Here is a 17,787-nt window from a genome sequence, read left to right as displayed (position 1 = left end):
GATATCAAGGATCCCGAGAACACCCTCGTCATGGAAACCACCAAGGGCACCGTCGTCATCGAGATGCGGCCCGACCTTGCGCCCAATCACGTCGCCCACATCAAGAAGCTGGTGCGTGAGAAGTTCTACGACGGCATCGTCTTCCACCGGGTGATCGACGGCTTCATGGCCCAGACCGGTTGCCCGCAGGGCACCGGCACCGGCGGCTCGCAGTATCCGGACCTGAAGCAGGAGTTCAACGCCGAGCCGCACGTGCGCGGCACGGTGTCCATGGCCCGCGCCATGAACCCCAACTCGGCCAACTCGCAGTTCTTCATCTGCTTCGACGACGCCCGCTTCCTCGACAAGCAGTATACCGTCTGGGGCAAGGTGATCGAGGGCATGGAGAACGTCGACAAGATCAAGCGCGGCGAGCCGGTGCGCGATCCCGACAAGATCATTTCGGTGGTCGTGGCGGCTGACGCGGCCTGACGCCTGCCCGATTCGAGCTTGCGCCGACGAGAGTTCTCTCCCGTCGGCGTTTTTTTGACGGAGGCGGTCATTCTTTCCGCGCCGGAGCATGCCACCGGACCTTTGCTGGAGCCGCTGCGTCTGGCCTTGAGGCGCCTGCTGGCGCGCCTGCCGCCGCCGGTCGCCGAATTCCTGCTGTTCGGCCTGAAGCAGGCTTGGGCGTGCCTGTTCGGCGGGGTGATGCTGTCGGCGCTGATCGCCACGAAATATCTCTGGCCGGCGGGCTGGCCGATCCATCGCTACGATGCCCTGTTCGTCTTCGCGCTGACGGTCCAGCTTCTGATGCTGGCCTTTCGCCTCGAGAGCTTGTCCGAGGTGAAGGTCATCGCCGTCTACCATGTCGTCGGCACCGCCATGGAAATCTTCAAGGTCCACATGGGGTCCTGGACCTATCCGGAGCCGGCGGTCATGGCGATCGCCGGGGTGCCGCTGTTCTCCGGCTTCATGTACGGCTCGGTCGGTAGCTACATGGCGCGCGCGATCCGCGTCTTCGACATGCGGTTCACCGATTTCCCCAAGCGTGTCCGCACCATCGTGCTATCGCTGGCGATCTACGCCAACTTCTTTGCCCATCACTTCTTTTTCGACGCCCGCTGGCTTCTGTTCGCGGCAACGGCGCTTCTCTACGGGCGGGTGAGGATCTACTACACGGTCGATCGGGCACCTCGCTGGATGCCGCTCGTCCTCGCCGCCGTCCTGACCAGCTTTTTCATGTGGGTGGCGGAGAACGTCGGCACCGTCACCGGCACCTGGCTCTATCCGGGGCAGGCGGTCTGGCACCCCGTCTCGCTCGGCAAGATGGGGTCCTGGTATCTCTTGCTGTTCGTGAGCTTCACGCTGGTCACGCTCGTCCTGCTGCCGCGCCCGCCCGAGGCGCGGCCCGGCGGCGAGGACGCGGCTCAGACGAACAGGTCGACCAGCCAGTAGGCGGCGGCGGCGATGGCGGCACCGGCCGGCATGGTGATGACCCAGGCGATGACGATATTGCCGGCGATGCCCCAGCGCACCGCCGACACCCGGCGGGCGGCGCCGACGCCGACGATGGCGCCGGTGATGGTGTGCGTCGTCGACACGGGAATGCCGAAGTGCGTGGCGACGAACAGGGTGATGGCGCCGCCGGTTTCGGCGCAGAAGCCCTGCATGGGGTTGAGGCGGGTGATCTTCGAGCCCATGGTGTGGACGATTCGCCAGCCGCCCATCAGCGTGCCGAGCGCCATGGCCGTCTGGCAGGCGATCACCACCCAGAAGGGCACGTGGAACTCGCCGCCGAGGTAGCCCTGCGAATAGAGCAGCACGGCGATGATGCCCATGGTCTTCTGCGCGTCGTTGCCGCCATGGCCGAGCGAGTAGAGCGAGGCTGAAACGAACTGCAAGTGCCGGAAGGTCTTGTCGACGGCGAACGGCGTACGCTTGACGAAGGTCCAGGACACCACCAGCACCAGCATCAGCGCCAGGAAGAAGCCGAAGGCCGGCGACAGGAAGATGGCGGCCGCCGTCTTCAGGAGACCGCCCCAGACGATGGCGCTGAAGCCGGTCTTGGCGAGGCCGGCGCCGACCAGACCGCCGACCAGCGCGTGCGAGGACGAGGAGGGAATGCCGGCCAGCCAGGTGATGACGTTCCAGGTGATGGCGCCCATCAGCGCCGCGAACACCACGTGCGGCGTGACGATGCCGGGATCGATGATGCCCTTGCCGAGCGTCGTCGCCACGTGCAGACCGAAGAACAGGAAGGCGATGAAGTTGAAGAAGGCCGCCCAGAACACCGCGTATTGCGGCCTCAAGACGCGCGTCGACACGATGGTGGCGATGGAATTGGCGGCATCGTGCAGGCCGTTCAGGAAGTCGAACAGCAGCGCGATGCCGATCAGGCCGACGAGGAGAGGGAAGGCCAGCGTCTCCATCAGACGTTCTCGATCACGATGCCGCTGATTTCCTTGGCGACGTCCTCAAAGCGGTCGAGCACCTTCTCCAGCTCGCCGTAGATCTGGCTGCCGATGATGTAGCCCATGGCGTTGCCGACGCCGTGGCGCCGGTAGAGGTCCTTCAGCCCGTTCTCATGCAAGAAGTCCGAGTGGCCTTCGACGCGCGTCACTTCCTCCGACAGCGCCGTCAGGCGCGGGGCGTTGGTGCCGACGCTCTTCAGGAGCGGAATCGCCTCGGCGACCAACCGGGAAGCCTGGACGATGTCGGCGCCCATGTCGCGCATGCCGGGATCGAAGACCTGCTGCTCGAACAGCAGGATGGTCTTCACCACGCGGTGCATGGTGTCGATGGTGTCGTCCATCGACTGGATGAGGTCTTTGATGTCGTTGCGATCGAACGGCGTGATGAAGCTGCGCCGGACGGCCAGCAGCACCTCGCGGGTGATGCCGTCGGCCCTGTCCTCGAGCGCGACGATCTCGGCGATGCGGCGATCGCGGTCATCGCCCGACAAAAGAGCGTTCAGCGAGTGGGCGGCGGTAACTACGGTTTCGGAATGCTGGGCGAACAGGGCGAAGAACTGCTCCTCGTGCGGGAGGAGCTTGCGGAACCATTCGAGCATGGTTGGTCCTTGTCTTTTGGACTTTTCGGCATGCGGTTTAGCCGATGAACCTTCCGTGCGCTAGTCGCAGTTCCTGCGACGCCTTATCTTTTTGGGCGTTTTCATGGCCGTCCCGCGTCAAGGGAAGGGCAGCGCTGCATTTTTGCCGTCAGTCGGACGAGCAGCTCTCGGCGATCGGCGAAAAGGCGCGGAGAAGCGTGGCGTCCAGCTTGCCGTCCATCGATTGCATGATGGCATAGGCTTGGCGCGCCGTTCTCGGCGCCTTGTAGGCGCGGCGTTCGATCAGGGCGGCGAAGATGTCGCAGATGGTGATCATGCGCGTGATGTCGGTGATCCGGCGTCCGCTTATGCCGTAGGGATAGCCGGTGCCATCGAGATACTCATGATGATCGCGCGCCGCCTCGGCCACTTCGCCAGAAACCGCATCGTTGCCGACGAGCATGTCGTAGCCGGCCCTGGCGTGGGTCTCCATCACCCGCCGCTCCTCGGGATCGAGCGCGCCGGGCTTGTCGAGGACGGAAAGCGGCACATGCACCTTGCCGACGTCGTGAAAATGCGCGGCCTCGAACAGGCGGCGCTGGTCGCCGGCCGAGAAGCCGAGGCCACGCGCAAACAGCATGGCGATGGCCGACACCAGGCTGCAATGCTGGGCGGTGCCATCATGATAGCTCTGGATGATGGTCAGCCAGTGGGCGGCGGCGGCGCTGTCCAGCAGCGCTTCGAAATGGTTGAAGGCGCCCTTCGCCTCGGCGATGGCGGCGCCGAGGTCGCCGGCACGAATAAGCCCGAACAGGCGGTCGGAGCCGGTCTCGATCTCTGCCGCCGCCGCCGTGCGGCGGGCGACGGCCGACTGGCGGAGCGCTGCCGTCGACGGATCGGCGTGGGCCAGGATGCTGGCCAGCCGCTCGGGCGTCGGCAGCGACTTGACGATGAAGGGAAAGCCGATCTCGTCGAGCGCCGCCAGCGTCCGGCCGCCGAGCCGGTCGCCGAACAGCACGACGCGGTCGAGCCGGGCCGTCCAGGGGCCGTTCAGCACGTCGTTGAGAAAGTCCGGCGCGAAGCGGTCGCCAACGATCAGCATCAGGCCGTGGTCGAGGTCGGGCTCGGGCGCATCCGATCGCCAGGGCGCGGCGATGAAGCCGAGGTCCGACAGCATCAGAGCCGCCGCGCTGCCGAGGTCCGGGCGTTCGGCCAGCACGGCGGCCGGTGCCGCCTGCCGCATCAGCTTCAACCGCAGTTCGAGATCGAGGCGCTCCAGGACGACAGCCGGCCGCTGATCGGTGTCGACAACGTTGTCAGTGATGCGCAACGGGGATCTCGGGTGGGCCACGTTCGGACGCTCCAGGGCAGGCGCTAAGGCGATGGCGGCGGTCGGCTCGCCGTGAAAAGGACAAGACGGTCTGTTCCGCCGGGGCCGGCGATTGGCAGTTTTCGTCGTTTGCTTGCGTTGTAAGTGTTCTATCATAGGTCGCTGCCGGTAGTAAGCAGGCGGGCCCCGAAACCGCCGGCAAGCGTAAAATCTTAGATAAACTCTACTCACAAAAAACGTTTCGAGAGGTGGGCGGTTGTGGTCTCGAGCGCGGAGGAGAGTGGCAAGCAGGGCGAAGGATATGGCCTGCGCTGCTCCTCAATGCCGTCACAGGACCGAACGAGCGCGGACCGCCGTATGAATGTCGCGCGACGGAGGGGACGACAGACCTCCGGCGGAGCTGGACCCGCTTCAGGTAGCGGGTGGCACCGACATGGGGCAAAACAGCCGACCAGGACCGTATGGACCTGGTAATGACGCACCACCCCTCTGCGGTGGCGTGGACCTGGACGGCCGATGACTGTTGTGGCCGGCGGGTCGACAGGCGGCGCCTCCCGTGCATGGGCGTGGATCGGTAACGTTCGACAACAGCGGCGGCAGCGACGCAGGTTATTGCGCTTCGTGCTTGGTCGAGGATCGATACATGCCTTGCGGGATTTTCTGGGCGCTGTTGTGCCGTCGCCCGTCACGCTTGGGCATGGCCTGAAACATCGAGGTGACCGCAACCATGGCAGCCGGTACCCGTCGCCCTGCACGGTTGACCGGGGTTGCAGTCCCCAAGCCGCTCCGCCGGACTTCCGGGTCGGTCGTTGATGGAAACAGGCTGTCGGCTTGGCCGAGCGGCGATCATGGATCCCCCCGCCGACGCCGCCCTGCAAGGCCGGAATCCTGGTTGCCTTTCGCACCGGCGCTGCCTAATGCAGGGCCATGCAAGTTTCAGACTTCGACTTCGACCTGCCGCCCGAGCGGATTGCCCTGCGTCCAGTCGTACCGCGTGACGCGTCGCGTCTTCTGGTCGTCAGGCCCGGCGTGCCTTTCGAGAACAGGCAGGCGCGCGACCTCGCCGATCTGCTGTTGCCGGGTGACGCGCTGGTGTTCAACGACACCAGGGTGATCCCCGCCCAGCTCGAAGGACGGCGCGACCGCCCCGGCGCCGAGCCCGTCCACATCTCGGCGACGCTGCACTTGCGCGAAGCGCCGGATTGCTGGCGTGCCTTCGTCAAGGGCGCCCGCAAGCTCCGCCCCGGCGACCGCGTGCTGTTCTCCGGCGCCGATCCGGCGGCCGGGCCGCTTGCCGCCATCGTCACCGCCAAGGGCGAGGAGGGCGACGTCGGCCTCCGCTTCGATCTCGCCGGTCCGGCGCTCGACGCTGCGCTGGCCGCCGTCGGCCACATTCCGCTGCCGCCCTATATCGCCGCTCGCCGCGCCGAGGATGAACACGACCGCGCCGACTACCAGACGGTCTACGCTCGCGAGAACGGCGCGGTGGCCGCGCCGACCGCCGGGCTGCATTTCACGCCGGACCTTCTGGCGCGGCTTGAGGCGCGCGGCATCGGCCGGCATTTCGTGACGCTGCATGTCGGCGCCGGCACCTTCCTGCCGGTGAAGGCCGAGGACACCGAACATCACCGGATGCACGCCGAGATCGGTCACATCTCGGCGGAAACCGCCAAGGCGCTCAATGCCGTGCGGGCCGGCGGCGGCCGGGTGGTGGCGGTCGGCACGACGTCGCTGCGCCTTCTCGAAAGCGCCGCCGGCGAGGATGGCATCATCCGGCCCTTCCGGGGTGCCACCGACATCTTCATCACGCCCGGCTACCGTTTCCGCGCCGTCGATCTGCTGATGACCAACTTCCATCTGCCGAAATCGACGCTGTTCATGCTGGTCTCGGCTTTCTCCGGCCTCGATACCATACGCGCCGCCTATGCCCATGCCATCGCCAACGGCTATCGCTTCTACTCATACGGCGATACGTCACTGCTGCATCCGGCGGCGGAAAGCCGGCTGGCGAAGAAGGACTGATCATCCGGGGGGCAAGGAAGATGACGCGTAGCTAGAGGCAGGAGAACTCTCGGCCGCCTGGCGCGAAGGCTCATGCGGCCGGCTCGATTTGGCGTTCCGGCCCGACGTCCCGACACGATGCCCCAATCCGGCTCTCTGGGGTATTGCCGGTGAAAACGGGTTCACCGGGAATGCTCCATCTCTTTATCAACACGCAATTGCGGACGCCAAACCGGTTCCCGCTTTGCTGGAATTGCTCCAGTCCACAGCCAATCGGGCGAGGGCACGAAATAATCTCGCCGCGCCAGCCGTCCGGGCCAGCGGCTTCAGTGCCCCGGCGCGTCAGTGCCCAAGTTCCCCTCAGGGCACGATTGCCGACGAATTCATGGAGCGGCTGGTCGGCGCAGCCCGCACCCGCCCTGGGAAGGGAATCAAGGCCGGAACCGGCTACCGGGATCAGTAGCGGCGCATCAGCGCCACGAGCCGGCCCTGGATGCGCACCCGGTCGGGGCCGAAGATGCGCGTCTCGTAAGCCGGGTTGGCGGCTTCGAGAGCCACCGAGGCGCCCTTGCGGCGCAGACGCTTCAGCGTCGCCTCCTCGTCGTCCACCAGCGCGACGATGATGTCGCCGGAATCGGCGGTGTCCGACTTCTTGATGACCACGGTGTCGCCATCGAGGATCCCAGCCTCGATCATCGAGTCGCCGCGCACTTCCAGCGCGTAATGCTCGCCGCCGGCCACCAGGTCGATCGGCACGTGCAGGATGTGCGACTGGTTCTGAATGGCGGCGATCGGCACGCCGGCGGCGATGCGACCCATCACCGGCACCGGCACGGTGTCGCGGCTGTCGAGCGACGGCGCGGCGGCGCTGGCCTGCGGCGTCTTGCGGCCGGCGTCGCCCTCGATGACCGCCGGCGCGAAGCCCTTGCGGCCGCGGCCGATGCCCGGCTGCATGGTCTCCGGCAGCTTGATCACCTCCAGCGCCCGCGCCCGATTGGGCAGGCGGCGGATGAAGCCGCGCTCCTCCAGCGCGGTGATCAGCCGGTGGATGCCCGACTTCGACTTGAGGTCCAGCGCGTCCTTCATCTCGTCGAAGGACGGCGGCACGCCCGATTCCTTCAGCCGCTCATGAATGAACATCAGGAGTTCGAGCTGTTTGCGCGTGAGCATCGTCTGGTCCCCGCTGGTCGGCCGGAGCGCTCTGCGCACCGCACCGCGATTCGGTACAAATCACGAACAGAGTTAACATGTTCCGTGTGTGTTCCGCAATGGGAGATTGCCGGATCTACCTTTGAACAGGTGCGGGCAGGACGAGAATCGTTGTCGGGCGGAGTAATTCCCAGTCGTATCGGGAGCAACGCCCGGCTATTCGCTCCGGACGGATGGAAAACGCGGGTGATGCCGGCACGAGATACCGGCCAACTCTCCCTGCTGGAGGAAGGCGCGTTTCTATCCCGGCGTGGAGAACAGTGGCTGCATCTGCCGGGAATACGAGGCTTGGGTAGGCCGTTTCGCCGATCTCGCGGGGTCAGGCGAGCGTCTTCCTCACGGCCTCGACGACGTCGGCCGCGTAGAGCTTGCAGACGCCGCGCTTACCGACCGGCTCGATCTTCAGCGTTTCGATCGCCTTCTTCACCTTGGCGTCGGAAACGCCGATTTCCTTGGCAATGACGCCGACGGTAACAGTTGCCTGTTCGGTCACGGGGGGGTCCTCCGGGTTGGCAAGTGCCTGTCCGGAAAGCGTAAGCAGTGGCGCCGCGCCGGTCAATGACGGCGAGGGCCGAGCGTATCCGGCCAATTGCGTAGGTCGGGCATGCCGCGCGTCGTCCGACCGCCTCGCCGAGGGCCCGCCCCTTCCGGCTCGGCTCGGCTTCCGGGCGGCATCAGCCAAAGGTCGGAGCCGATGTCTCGTTAAGAGTTTCGTCCATGGAATTCATGGATGCAGCCATTCCCGGAAGGACATCCGCCACCTAGGCTATCTTCCGCCGCACACGATCGTCCTTGCTTGTCGGACGTGACGGGCGGCGGACACTCCGGTCGGCGGTGGGATGGCCGCCGAGCGGAAGCAGGACAGCCGAAAAAGGCGACAGGGCGGGAGAGAGAGGATATCCGGAGGAGGTTTCCGGCCGGCCGGTCCGGATCATCCGGTGCGTTCCGGCTCACTCCGTGCCGGCGTCCTTGCCGTTTCCGGCGGGCACGCCGGGCGCTTCCGTTCAGCCGACCAAAGATGCCGGGCCATTCCGGGATGGCGGAGGGCGCGGAATCGTCCATGGCGGAGCGCCGGTCCATTCCGCCAAGGTTGCTTGGGACAGCGAGAAGGCACGCCGCACCGGCGAGCGATCGTTGAAGATAAAATGGAGGAAACGCCATGCTTCGCATTGTGAAGAGCTTCGCCGCCGTCGGTATCGCCCTTGGCGCGCTGACCGCCGCGGCTTATGCCGCCGACGTCAAGATCGGCTTCGTCGTCAAGCAGCCGGAGGAGCCCTGGTTCCAGGACGAGTGGAAGTTCGCCGACATCGCCGCCAAGGAGAAGGGCTTCACGCTGGTGAAGATCGGCGCCGAGGACGGCGAGAAGGTGCAGTCGGCCATCGACAACCTCGGCGCCCAGGGCGCGCAGGGCTTCATCATCTGCACGCCGGACGTCAAGCTCGGCCCCGGCATCGTCGCCAAGGCCGAGGCCAATGGCCTCAAGCTGATGACCGTCGACGACCGTCTGGTCAACGCCGACGGCTCGCCGATCGACAGCGTGCCGCACATGGGCATCTCGGCCACCAAGATCGGCGAGGCGGTTGGCACCGCCATCGCCGACGAGATCAAGAAGCGCGGCTGGGACATGGCCACGGTCGGCGCGGTCCGCGTCTCCTACGATCAGCTTCCGACGGCCGTCGACCGCGTCGAGGGTGCCATCACCTCGCTGAAGGCGGCCGGCTTCCCCGAAGCCAACATCTTCGACGCGCCGCAGGCCAAGACCGACACCGAGGCGGCGCTGAACGCCGCTACCGTGGTGCTCAACAAGCATCCGGAGGTGAAGCACTGGGTGGCCTTCGGCCTCAACGACGAGGCGGTGCTCGGCGCGGTGCGCGCGTCCGAGACCGTCGGCATCACGCCGGACAACTTCATCGGCGTCGGCATCGGCGGCGCGGATTCGGCGATCAACGAGTTCAAGAAGCCCGCCGCCACCGGCTTCTTCGGCACCGTGATCATCTCGCCGAAGCGCCACGGCTACGAGACGGCGCTCAACATGTACGACTGGATCGCCAACGACAAGGCGCCGCCGGCCCTGACGCTGACCGCCGGCGAACTGGCGCTGCGCGACACCTATGTCGACGTCCGCAAGAGCCTCGGCATCGAATAAGCTGCCGGACAAGCTAGAGGACTGCTCGAAACCGGCCGGCGGCGGCAAGCCGCCGGCCTCCACGACGAGGCGCGCGCATATGGCCGACTTCCTGAGCTTCTCCCACATTTCCAAGACCTATCCCGGCGTCAAGGCGCTGTCGGATGTCTCCTTCGGGGTGGAAAAGGGCTCCGTGCACGGGCTGATCGGCGAGAACGGCGCCGGCAAGTCGACGCTGATCCGCATCCTCTCCGGCGATACCGCCGCCGACGCGGGTGACATTTCCATCGACGGCGTGACGCAGCATTTTGCCTCCACCCGCGACGCCTTCGCGGCCGGCGTGGTGGTGGTGCATCAGGAACTGCAACTCGTTCCCGGCCTGACGGTGGCCGAGAACCTGCGCCTCGGCCGCTTTCCCGGCCGGGCCGGCATCATCGACTTCCGCTCCCTGAAGGCCGAGGTGAACCGGCGGCTCAAGGAAATCGGCCTCTCCATCGATGCCGACACCAAGGTGTCCAAGCTGTCGCTCGGCGAGCGGCAGATGATCGAGATCGCCAAGGCGATCATGCTCGATGCCCGCGTCATCGCACTCGATGAGCCGACCTCGTCGCTGTCGTCGCAGGAGAGCGAGGTGCTGTTCCGGATCATCGGCGAACTCAGGGCGGCCGGCAAGGTGATCGTCTACATCTCGCACCGGCTCGACGAGATCTTCCGCCTCTGCGACGGCTGCACCGTGCTGCGCGACGGCAGGCTGGCCGCCCATCATCCGTCGATGGCCGACGTGACGCGCGACCGGCTGGTCGCCGAGATGGTCGGCCGCGAGATTTCCGACATCTGGGGCTGGCGCGGCCGGCCGGCCGGCGAGGTTCGCCTCAAGGTCGAAGGGCTGACCGGAACCAGGCTGCCGCAGCCGATCGACTTCGAGGCGCGGGCCGGCGAGATCGTCGGCTTCTTCGGGCTGGTCGGTTCCGGCCGCTCCGAGCTGATGCGCCTCGTCTACGGCGCCGATCCCCGCCATTCCGGCAAGGTGACCATCGGCGGCGCCGAGAGTTCCGGGGCGAGCCCGCGCCGCTCGATCCGCGAGGGGCTGGTGCTCTGCTCGGAAGACCGCAAGTTCGACGGCATCGTCCAGGGCCTCTCCGTCGGCGAGAACATCGTCATTTCGGCCCGCCGCCACTTCTCGCCCTTCGGCCTGCTCAGCCCGAGGCGCGAGGCCGATACGGCGGCGACCTTCATCCGGCAACTGCGCATCCGCACGCCGTCGGCGAAGCAGGACGTCGTCAATCTCTCCGGCGGCAACCAGCAGAAGGTGGTGCTCGCCCGCTGGCTGGCCGAGACCGGCGTCAAGGTGCTGATCGTCGACGAGCCGACGCGCGGCATCGACGTCGGCGCCAAGGCCGAGATCTACGAGTTGCTCTACGAACTGGCCGAGAAGGGCCTCGCCATCGTCGTCGTCTCCAGCGAGCTGCCGGAGGTGATGGGCATTTCCGACCGCATCGTCGTCATGTGCGAGGGGCGGATCGCCGCCCGCTACGACCGCGCCCAATTCAACGAACACGCCATCCTCGCCTCGGCCCTGCCGGACCGGACGGCTCGGAGCCCGAACAAGAAAGCATCGTGATGGCCTTCCTGAAACGTCTCCTGCTCGGCGAGCAGGGCCTCCTCGTCATCTTCATCATCGCCTTCGCCGTGGTATCGGTGTTCGTGCCGAGCTTCCTCACCGAGCGCAACATGCTCGGTCTGTTCCAGTCGGTGGTGACCATCGGCATCGTCTCCTGCACGATGATGTTCTGCCTCGCCTCGCGCGATTTCGACCTGTCGGTCGGCTCGATCGTCGCCTTCACCGGCATGGTGGCGGTGATGGCCTCCAATGCCTCCGGCTCGATCGTCGTCGGCCTCCTCGCCGCGCTTCTCTGCGGCACCTTCGTCGGCTTCGTCAACGGCGCCATCATCGCCAAGCTCAGGATCAACGCGCTGATCACCACGCTCGCCACCATGCAGATCGTGCGCGGCCTCGCCCTGATCTCCTCGGACGGCCGGGCGGTGGGCATCAACGATCCCGGCTTCTACCAGCTGGCGCTGTCGCGCTTCCTCGGCATACCCACGCCGATCTGGATTATGGTCATCCTGTTCTGCGTGTTCGGCTTCGTGCTCAACCGCTCGGTGTTCGGCCGCAATACGCTGGCCATCGGCGGCAATCCGGAAGCATCGCGGCTTGCCGGCGTCAACGTCGACGGCATGCGCATCTGGATCTTCACCATCCAGGGTCTCGTCTGCGCCGTGGCCGGCATCCTCCTCGCCTCGCGCATCACCTCCGGCCAGCCGAACGCGGCGACCGGCCTCGAACTCTCCGCCATCTCGGCCTGCGTGCTCGGCGGCGTGTCGCTGGCCGGCGGCCGGGCGGCGATGACCGGCGTCATCGTCGGCGTGCTGATCCTCGGCATCGCCGAGAACGCCATGAACCTTCTCAACATCCAGGCCTTCTACCAATATCTGGTGCGCGGCCTGATCCTGCTGCTCGCCGTGCTCCTGGACAACGTCCGCAGTACGGGGCTGGGGAGGAAGTGAGGGTGGCCGAGAGCCGAGACGGAAAGCGCCCCGATGGGTAAACCGTCGGGGCGTTGCTTTCCACAGGAAGAAGAATGCCGCGAGCCGACATTGCGGCCATCGAGGAAATGACTATCCTGGGCTGTGTCGGGCAAGGAATGAAGCTCCTGTGTCAACCTGTCCGCCCGCCGAGGGATCGCCAACTTGCACCCCTATCTCTCCTATATCGCCGGCGCCGTGTTGGGATGCCTGCTCGCCTTTCTTCTCTCCAGCGCGTTCGGCATGGACGGGACGCTCAAGCTGGTCGCCTTCGGGTTGATGCCGGCGATTTGCGGCGAAGGGCTGCAACGCTTCATCGAACGGACGTCGCGAAGCCGTTGAGTTGGCGAAAGACCAACTCGACGCCGCCTTGAGCCGCGCCGATCGGCCTAGCCGGCCGCTGGCGTCAGGCCGGCGAGGCGCAGGAGGCTTTCGGTCTCGGCCGGGACGCCTTCGGCCAGACGGGCGGCGGCGATGGACGGCAGCCAGGCCATGATGTCGGCGACCGGCAGGCCGGTCAGCCGGGAGTAGGTGTCGACGTAGTCGGTGGCGGTGGCGGGGTCGACCGGACGGATCAGCAGATAGCTGCGGCAGACGTCGGCCGCCGGGGGACCGGCGCAGGCGTCGAGCCAGTCGAGGATCATGACGTCCTCGCCGTCACCGTGGATGTTCCAGGGGTGAAGGTCGCCGTGGCACAGCCGGTCGCCGTCCGGCAGCGCGTCGAGTTGCGACAGGAGGCGGTCGCGGGATGCCGCATCCAGCAGATTGGTACGGCGGATGTTGGCGGAGAGCGGCGCCTTCAGGGAGGGAAGCCCGCTGCCGGGGCGCTCGTGAAGGTCGCGGTGCAGCCGCGCCATTTCCTCAAGGCAGGGCAGACGGTGGCCGGCCATCATGCGCTCGGCGAAGCTCGGGCCGGCCGCCCGGTCCATGACCAGGCCCCATCGGCAGCCATATTCACCGGCGGCATGGACGCGCGGCGTCGGCAGGGCGAGGCGTTCGAGGAGGGCGAGATTGGCGGCCTCGCGGAAGACGGCGGCCTTCGACGCCTGCGACGGATAGAGCTTCAGCGCCAGCCCGCCGTATTCGTAGACCTCGGCCTCCTTGCCAGCGCCGAGCCGGCGGCCGATCTCAACCATCGCCAACTCCTACTTCACCACCGCGGTCAGGCGCAGCGTGCCCTCGATCCTAGTCCCCGGCGCGAGGGGTCTCAACCCGCCGAGATCATCGAGGCGGAAGGCGTTGACGGTGTGCGTCATCGGCTCAAAGCAGAACCAGTCGCCGCAATAGGCGGGGTCGCGGGCGGCGTCGGGGCGGTAGAGGACGTAGCGGGAGAAGATCGGATCGGCGTCGATCAGCAGGGTGAGCCCGCGCTCCGGCCAGTCGATGCGGGCGCAGCCGTTCCAGTCCTCGAAGCCGTTGTTGATCCAGCGGTTCGGCAGCGGCGCTGGCCGGCGGAAGTCGAGATCGGGCGGGAGCGGCACGTCCTCTGTGGGGAGATAGTCGGCGCCTTCCAGCCAGACGGACGAGGACGGCGCCGTCAGCCGCATGCGCGGGGTGAGCGGGAAATAGGGATGCCAGCCGAGACCGAAGGGCAGGGGAGCGTCGCCGGTGTTCTCCACCGACAGCGCGACGGTGAGACGGCGGCCGTCGAGCGTTACCGTCTGCCGGGCGAGATAGTCCCAGGGGGCGGCGGCATCGGCGGCGCGGCGGAGGGCGAGCGTCGCGCTCTCGGCGGTTGCCGCCTCGACGGTCCAGTCGGACAGCCAGCCGTCGCCGTGCAGACGATAGCGGTCGCCGGCGTTGGGCGTGACGCGATAGTCGCGGCCGGCGAAGGAGAAGGCGTTGCCACCGATGCGGTTGCCATAGGGCACCAGCGGGAAGGCGGCGGCCTCGTCGGGCGGGCCGCCGCCGGCGTGGCGGGCCGGCCGCAGCAGAGGCACGCCGCCGACGCTGGCCTTGAGGCGCCAGCCGAGCACGGCGGCGCCCTGTGTCGACAGTGTCAGCTCGGCGACATCCGTCTCAAGGCGCAGCACGCCCATGTAGAGCCTCCTCAGCGTGGGGGGAGATCGCCGAGGAGGTCGGCGGCGAGCGCGTGGTTGGGGTCGAGCCCGAGGGCTTCCCGCAACTGCGCGCGGCCGGCCTCCGGGTCGCCGAGGCCGATCGCCGCCTCGGCCAGCATGACGAGGGCGGAGACGCGCCGGCGCAGTTGCAGGTCGTCGTCGAACAGCAGCATGGTCGGCAACGAGGTGGCGAAATAGTCGATCTTCGCCGGTGTCGCCATCATGTCGTCGGCATAGGCGCGAAGCTCCCCAAGCAGCTTTACTGCCTCGTCTTCGCGGCCGAGGGCGCGTAACGATAGGGCCGAGAAGAAGCTCTTCTCCGAATGGGCGCGCACTTCCATGCCGAGGAAATCGCCGGCAAACCCGGCGGCCAGCGTAAACCAGCGTTTCGCCTCGTCGGGGCGTCCGGCGGCGGCCAGCGCCTTGCCCAGCCAATAGTGAACGTCGCTCTGGTTGGCGAGGAGGTGCCGCGCCTCGCCCAGCGACTGCGGCGGCGTCAAGGCCGCCTCGAATTCGGCCACTGCCCTCGCGGCGTCGCCGGCGGCGAGCGCCCGCCGGCCGAGGCCGAGGCGGCAGCGCACCCATTCGCCGAGCGCCAGGCCCTCGCCACCCTCCCAGGGCTGGAAGGCGCGGCCGGCGATCAGCGGCGCCGACTTCTCCGGCTGGCCCAACTGGTTGTAGAGGGCGGACAGCTCGACGCTGAGGTCGTCGCGGGAGGCGATGAGATCGAGCCGGCTTTCCAGTTCGGCCAGCCGCTCGGCCGGCGAACGGCCGATCCGTTTCCAGAGCTGGTCGCGTTCGTAGACGAGGCGGGCGTCGCGCGGGGCGGCGGCCAGCGCCTTGTCGTAGGCGGCGACGGCCTTCTCCGCGGAACCCTCGACGTTGAAATAACCGATGCCGAGGTTGCGCCAGGGCACCGAATAGCCGGGGTCGACGGCGACAGCCTTTTCCCAGAGCGCGATCGCCTCGGCATGGCGGCGGCGATCGTAGAGGAGGTTGCCGAGATAAGCGGGCGCGCGGCCGTCGGCCGGATTGGCGGCGATCGCCGCTTCCAGCACGGCGATGTCCTCGAGCCGGGCCGGAAAGCAATAGTCCGGCGACGCCTTGGCGGCGGCCGCGAGATGCGGCCCCGTTGGGCGGCCGAGCCGGGCGGCGCAGGCGGCGGCGTGATAGTGGAGGAGCGGCGATGCGGCGGCGCCGACGGCGGCGATGCGGGCTTTGAGGAGAGCGAGGGCGTCGTCGAAGAAGCCGCCCCGCGCCGTCTCGATGGCGATGTCGAGGAAAAGCTGGTCGTCGCCGTCGAGCGGCAGGCCGGCCAGCACGCGGGCGCGGGCGTCGAGCGGGTCGCGGGCCAGCGTCTCGGCGAGCAGGGCATCGCCCTCGGCCTTGCGGCCGAGTCTGAGCAGCAGCGCGGCCTTGAGATTGCGGGCGAGTGCATTCTCGACGTCGTGGCGGAGCGCCTCCTCGACGTGGGCGAGGGCGTCGGCGAGGGCGCCGCGGCTGCCGTCGATCTCCGCCAGGGCGAGATGCGCCGGGCCGCGCCAGGCGGCGTTCCAGGTTGCCTTGTAGAGCGCGTCATAGGCGGCGTCGGGCCGGCCGAGATGGCGCAGGGCGATGCCGAGGTGATAGTGCGCCTCGCCGGTCGACGGGTTGGGATTGCGGCGGGTCAGCCGCTCGATGGCCACCCGAAGGCGGCTTTCCGCCGCAGCGAACTCGCCGCGCCGCAGATGCCAGACGCCGAGGGCGGTGTTGCACCTGGTGTCGCCGGGATCGCGACGGAGCGCCTCGCGCCAGTAGATATCGGCCGGCCGGGTGGCATGGCGATACTGGTCGAGATGGACGCCGGTGAGCCAGAGTTCGTCGGCGCTCCCGATCTCCTCGGGTGGCGGCGGCTCGATGGCCGGCGGCGGAACGACCACCTCGCCCCGGTCGACCGGTCGGCGCTCGACCAGCACGGTGCCGCCCGTCTGGACGACGACGCGGACGTCGTCGCGGCCGATGCCTTCAGGCAGGTCGACCGACAGGAGGAAGGGCGTGGCCGGATCGAGATCGGCCACGCTCTCAGTCAGCACCTTGCCGTCCGCCGAGACGGCGACGCGCGCGCCGGCCACCGCCTCGGTCGCCTGCACGCCGACCGTCAACCTGCTGCCGTCGAGCTTCAGGCCGATCGCCGCCTTCAGCGTCGCCGCCGCGGCGGCGCCGATCGCCCGGATCGGATACCAGAATTGCGAGAAGGTCTTGGTCTCGCCGGGGACGAGGAAGGCGAAATCCGGCTGGTTATCGGTGTAGACGCCGGCCATGATCTCGATATAGGGCCGATAGACGCCGGCCTCGTCCGGTTCGGTCAGATTGCGATCCCAGGCGTAGCCGAAATCATGGTTGCCCCAGGTCCACTGCTTCTTGCCGGGGGAGATGTGGTGGTTGGCGACATGGACGATTCCCGCCTCCACGGCGTGGTCGTAGCCGCCGAAGAAATCATCGCGCGAGCCGAGGCACATGTAGCTGGTCGGTACTGGGATATTGGCATACCAGCGGAGGTCGTTGGGGGCATAGCCGCGCTTCGGCACGAACTGCGCCGGCGTCTCCTCGGGCGGTACGCCGTGCCGGGCGCGGCCGGCGTAGTCGACGCCATAATAGCGGCCCTCGCACAGCGGAAAGGCCGAGGTGGCGCGCTTGGCATGGTCGGCGATGAAATGCACGTCCTCGGGGAAGAAGCTCTGGTAGTCCTCGTGCACCTCGGTGGCGACGTTGGCCCACCAGAGGAAGGTCTGGGTCAGCTCCGTGCGGTTGTGCAGGCGCACGGCGAGTTCCACGACCGCCTTGCCGGGGCTGAGGCGAACACCGTGCAGGCCCTTCATGCGGTTCATCGGCTCGTGCTCGCCGAGCCAGATGACGCGAGAACCATCTGATTCCTCGACGATTTCCCAGCTGCACGGCATGTAGGTGCTGGGGCGATGGTGCTGCGGCCAGTTGAACTCGATGCCGCCGGACAGCCAGGGGCCGGCGAGGCCGACCAGCGCCGGCTTGATGACGCGGTTGCGGTAGACGAGATCGTAGCCGTTGACCTTGTCGACGACGGCATAGATGCGGCCGCCCAGATCCGGCAGCACGGTGACGCGCAGGTATTCGTTCTCGATGTGCAGCGCCGTCCAGCTTTTCTCGGTAAGCTCGGCGCCGATGCGGTCGACGACCGGCAGCGGATAGACGCGGCCGCTCGAGCCTTGGAACACGCGCTTTTCCAGGAACATCGGGTTGCGCTCGGCTGGCGCCGGCTCGTAGGTGGGGATGACCAGCGGCGCCGACCACGCCTTGACCGGGCCGGCCAGCGACGGCGGCGCGGCGGGGAGTTCGACTTGTCTCATGGCGTTCCTTCCCATCCCGGAGTCCCGGATTTCCCATTGATGGAACGCTAGGCGCGGTCCCTGTCGCCGGGAATAGCGGTAAC

Annotated in this window: 15 protein-coding genes; 7 read left to right on the top strand and 8 right to left on the bottom strand. The window is 67.4% G+C overall.

Going from position 1 to position 17,787, the window contains the following annotated elements:
• Window positions 1-3: 3 nt before the first annotated feature.
• The gene (locus H512_RS0107075) at window positions 4-471 is read left to right on the top strand and encodes a peptidylprolyl isomerase (RefSeq protein ID WP_026782862.1); all 468 of its coding nucleotides are present in this window, start codon (window positions 4-6) and stop codon (window positions 469-471) included.
• Window positions 472-597: 126 nt separating this feature from the next.
• Window positions 598-1,437 (top strand): DUF817 domain-containing protein, encoded by an 840-nt coding sequence (locus H512_RS22975; RefSeq protein ID WP_245585362.1) that lies wholly within the window; start codon window positions 598-600, stop codon window positions 1,435-1,437.
• Here the strand turns inward: H512_RS22975 and H512_RS0107065 are convergent.
• From H512_RS0107065 to H512_RS25685, 3 genes are all read right to left on the bottom strand, one after another.
• Entirely contained in the window at window positions 1,410-2,414 is a 1,005-nt protein-coding gene (locus H512_RS0107065) for an inorganic phosphate transporter (RefSeq protein WP_026782861.1), read from the bottom strand. The two genes, H512_RS22975 and H512_RS0107065, sit on opposite strands and share 28 nt — an antisense overlap.
• Complete coding sequence (locus tag H512_RS0107060) at window positions 2,411-3,052, bottom strand: DUF47 domain-containing protein (RefSeq protein WP_026782860.1); 642 nt, start codon at window positions 3,050-3,052, stop codon at window positions 2,411-2,413. Before H512_RS0107060 ends, H512_RS0107065 begins: the two co-directional genes overlap by 4 nt.
• 148 nt (window positions 3,053-3,200) lie before the next feature.
• The gene (locus tag H512_RS25685; RefSeq protein ID WP_053239652.1) at window positions 3,201-4,361 is read right to left on the bottom strand and encodes an HD-GYP domain-containing protein; all 1,161 of its coding nucleotides are present in this window, start codon (window positions 4,359-4,361) and stop codon (window positions 3,201-3,203) included.
• Window positions 4,362-5,288: 927 nt separating this feature from the next.
• On the opposite strand from H512_RS25685, the gene queA reads away from it, so the two are divergent.
• The gene (gene queA, locus H512_RS0107050) at window positions 5,289-6,383 is read left to right on the top strand and encodes a tRNA preQ1(34) S-adenosylmethionine ribosyltransferase-isomerase QueA (RefSeq protein WP_026782859.1); all 1,095 of its coding nucleotides are present in this window, start codon (window positions 5,289-5,291) and stop codon (window positions 6,381-6,383) included.
• Between the two features lie 435 nt (window positions 6,384-6,818).
• Here queA and lexA read toward each other — a convergent pair whose 3' ends face one another.
• Both lexA and H512_RS27325 read right to left on the bottom strand, forming a co-directional pair.
• Window positions 6,819-7,532: a transcriptional repressor LexA gene (gene lexA / locus H512_RS0107045; protein ID WP_026782858.1), complete on the bottom strand. Its 714-nt coding sequence runs from the start codon at window positions 7,530-7,532 to the stop codon at window positions 6,819-6,821.
• Window positions 7,533-7,890: 358 nt separating this feature from the next.
• On the bottom strand, window positions 7,891-8,064 hold the full coding sequence (locus H512_RS27325; protein ID WP_169507135.1) for a hypothetical protein: 174 nt from the start codon (window positions 8,062-8,064) through the stop codon (window positions 7,891-7,893).
• Between the two features lie 666 nt (window positions 8,065-8,730).
• On the opposite strand from H512_RS27325, the gene H512_RS0107035 reads away from it, so the two are divergent.
• The 4 genes from H512_RS0107035 to H512_RS26895 all read left to right on the top strand — a co-directional run bounded on the left by H512_RS0107035 (window position 8,731) and on the right by H512_RS26895 (window position 12,624).
• Window positions 8,731-9,717: an arabinose ABC transporter substrate-binding protein gene (locus H512_RS0107035; protein ID WP_053239651.1), complete on the top strand. Its 987-nt coding sequence runs from the start codon at window positions 8,731-8,733 to the stop codon at window positions 9,715-9,717.
• A gap of 79 nt (window positions 9,718-9,796) precedes the next feature.
• Window positions 9,797-11,317 (top strand): L-arabinose ABC transporter ATP-binding protein AraG, encoded by a 1,521-nt coding sequence (araG, locus tag H512_RS0107030; RefSeq protein ID WP_026782856.1) that lies wholly within the window; start codon window positions 9,797-9,799, stop codon window positions 11,315-11,317.
• Complete coding sequence (gene araH, locus H512_RS0107025) at window positions 11,317-12,264, top strand: L-arabinose ABC transporter permease AraH (RefSeq protein ID WP_026782855.1); 948 nt, start codon at window positions 11,317-11,319, stop codon at window positions 12,262-12,264. The genes araG and araH overlap by 1 nt, the downstream gene beginning before the upstream one ends.
• A gap of 183 nt (window positions 12,265-12,447) precedes the next feature.
• A complete protein-coding gene (locus H512_RS26895; protein WP_156899414.1) occupies window positions 12,448-12,624 on the top strand; it encodes a hypothetical protein in 177 nt (58 codons plus the stop codon).
• A 47-nt stretch (window positions 12,625-12,671) separates the two neighbouring features.
• On the opposite strand, the gene H512_RS0107015 is transcribed toward H512_RS26895, so the two are convergent.
• From H512_RS0107015 to H512_RS0107005, 3 genes are read right to left on the bottom strand one after another with little or no spacing between them, the layout of a single operon-like run.
• Window positions 12,672-13,418 carry a phosphotransferase family protein gene (locus H512_RS0107015; protein ID WP_026782853.1) on the bottom strand — a complete coding sequence of 249 codons (747 nt, stop codon included), beginning with the start codon at window positions 13,416-13,418 and terminating at the stop codon, window positions 12,672-12,674.
• Window positions 13,419-13,427: 9 nt separating this feature from the next.
• The gene (locus H512_RS0107010) at window positions 13,428-14,321 is read right to left on the bottom strand and encodes an aldose 1-epimerase (RefSeq protein WP_026782852.1); all 894 of its coding nucleotides are present in this window, start codon (window positions 14,319-14,321) and stop codon (window positions 13,428-13,430) included.
• 11 nt (window positions 14,322-14,332) lie between these two features.
• Window positions 14,333-17,704 (bottom strand): DUF5107 domain-containing protein, encoded by a 3,372-nt coding sequence (locus tag H512_RS0107005; RefSeq protein ID WP_036790529.1) that lies wholly within the window; start codon window positions 17,702-17,704, stop codon window positions 14,333-14,335.
• Window positions 17,705-17,787: the final 83 nt, after the last annotated feature.

Origin of the sequence: Pleomorphomonas koreensis DSM 23070 (assembly GCF_000425185.1) — a bacterium.
GTDB lineage: Bacteria > Pseudomonadota > Alphaproteobacteria > Rhizobiales > Pleomorphomonadaceae > Pleomorphomonas > Pleomorphomonas koreensis.
The sequence above is the reverse complement of the archived record's forward strand: the minus strand, read 5'-3'. Positions and strand labels throughout refer to the sequence as shown.